The sequence below is a fragment of the Oleiphilus sp. HI0123 genome (genome assembly GCF_001635315.1).
Map to the genome: position 1 here is coordinate 1 of NZ_LWGE01001742.1, position 1,965 is coordinate 1,965.

Annotated in this window: 4 protein-coding genes; all 4 read right to left on the reverse strand. The window is 42.1% G+C overall.

What is annotated here, in order from left to right:
* Positions 1-281: 281 nt before the first annotated feature.
* The gene (locus tag A3761_RS23510) at positions 282-725 is read right to left on the reverse strand and encodes a hypothetical protein (protein ID WP_068510921.1); all 444 of its coding nucleotides are present in this window, start codon (positions 723-725) and stop codon (positions 282-284) included.
* A 95-nt stretch (positions 726-820) separates the two neighbouring features.
* Positions 821-1,087, reverse strand: coding sequence for a hypothetical protein (locus A3761_RS23515; RefSeq protein ID WP_068510923.1), 267 nt, complete (start codon positions 1,085-1,087; stop codon positions 821-823).
* Positions 1,088-1,187: 100 nt separating this feature from the next.
* Positions 1,188-1,457: a hypothetical protein gene (locus tag A3761_RS23520; protein WP_156490479.1), complete on the reverse strand. Its 270-nt coding sequence runs from the start codon at positions 1,455-1,457 to the stop codon at positions 1,188-1,190.
* Positions 1,458-1,721: 264 nt separating this feature from the next.
* Positions 1,722-1,965 (reverse strand): transporter substrate-binding domain-containing protein (locus tag A3761_RS28705; protein WP_231881298.1); only part of this gene is annotated, 244 nt, incomplete at its 5' end.

Below are 1,965 nucleotides of genomic sequence, written 5' to 3' on the forward strand. Positions count from 1 at the left end.
GACGTAATAAGTAAGGTTGGATAGGTTAACGCGTCGCGTTAGCAACCCACGAATACCAGCATGATCACCGTCGAAATTACTTGCTTCATCTGATGCGTTGACGCTTCCCTAACGGGAAGAATGTTAATTAAAAAGAAAGGCTCTGGCCGAGGTTCCGGCAGGATTTTGTGCGGGCCTCTTGACGTGGGGAGTCATACCAACGCCTTTAGCTGCGGCGAGCGATAGCGAGTCCAGCCCCGGGGCCTTTTCCGGGGCGAGGCAGGCTAAACTTGTTAGCTGATTTAATTTTCGGACCAATCCCATTTTACTATTTTGGATTGATACCCTGTACCAATGGTACTGCAGCTTTTAGCTAAGACTTGTTTATTTTTTATTGACCATACATGTTCTTGGCAAGGAGGCAAAAACATCAGCTCTATTACTCCATAACCCGCCCAACTAATTAAGCCAGTAGCTGCTGCACTTAAAGCGATACCAGAACCCAAAGCTTTTTCGCCCCATAGATTTTCCGTACTTTGGGGCTCTCCCCAAAGGCTTTTAGCATCATCTAATGGAATGCTAATTCGTGGTTCAGAGAATAAACCATCCTGAGGTTGTAACTCGATATGCTGACTTTGTAGTTCACTTAAACTTTTGCCGTAATCGTAATCTCCAATTTCGGTCTTTACCATTGAACTACAACCTGACAATAAGGCTAAAACTGCAATAACAAATATGTGCTTCAATTTAACTCCTTTTTTACAGCTAACGCCTTTAGCTGCGGCGAGCGATAGCGAGTCCAGCCCCGGGGATTTTTCCGGGGCGAGGCAGGCTAAACTTGTTAGGCTTTTTTATTCGCATATTTCTCGGCTACTTTTTCAGATAATTCAAGAATGGTATTGGAAGCACTCTGATAGGTATAAGGTCCATCCGGGCGATAATATTTTGCTTCTCTTGAGCTAATGGTCCAGTAGATTTTTTTAATGCCCAAAGTTGAACATAGATTCTGCATGGTAAGCTCAAGTTTCTTTCCTTGTGGAACATTTGTTCTGGCAGTTGTTGTGCCAAAATAACCTGTCCCAGTATCTCTTACTATCTCGACTTTCATAGCATCTCCATGAGCCTAACGCCGCAATAAAGGGCGAGCGGCGCGCAGCAGAGCGAGTCCAGCCCACGGGCCCTTTCGTGGGCGATCTTTGATTGCCTGGTTATATTTCATTTGCTACGAGATTAGATTTAACCTTGCCAGAAATTACCAATTTATAAAATACAAACTCAGCGACTAAGCCTGAAAATATTGCCGCTGCAACTGCTATACCCCCGCTAGCAGTTGCCTTTGCTACAGCAGCTAAAACTAAAAACGCTAATGGTAAAGTAATAACAACAGCTATAAGAGCGTGAAAACCATTTATGCGTATTATTTCTTTACAGCCACTGCATTTGATACGCATGGGGTTTGATGACTTTAGCAGATTCATAAAGCCAAACTTTTTGGAGCAAGATGGGCAATTACTCACTATTAGTTTCCTTGTATATTGAACAGTGACAGTGTTTAAAAAATATAACGCCGCGTTAACCGGAGGAGTAATGATGGCAGTTTTTGTGCGTATTTTTGCACAAAAGGTGTCAGCATTACGGAGTCCGTGTTGAACGCCTGGTTAAGTGTTTCCATGTACAAACAAGCTGTACCCACCGCCCCTAATTTCATGGCCACCCAAAAAAACAGTTGCACCAGACTTTTTCTATTTCGGCGGTTTTAATAGAGAATATTTAAGTAGCAAATGATCTAATTTGCCAGAACTCTTAAGTTCTTTTAAACCCTTTGATAGAATATTTGCATAAAGTTTTGCGTTACGTTTTTTCGGAGAAAAAGCGATATATATGTCTTCTTTTGAAGCAACCCCTGCTGATTTGATATCTTCATACGAATTAAGGCCTGTCAAATAGTTTAGCACTATATTAGATTCCTCTACGAAAGCATCAATC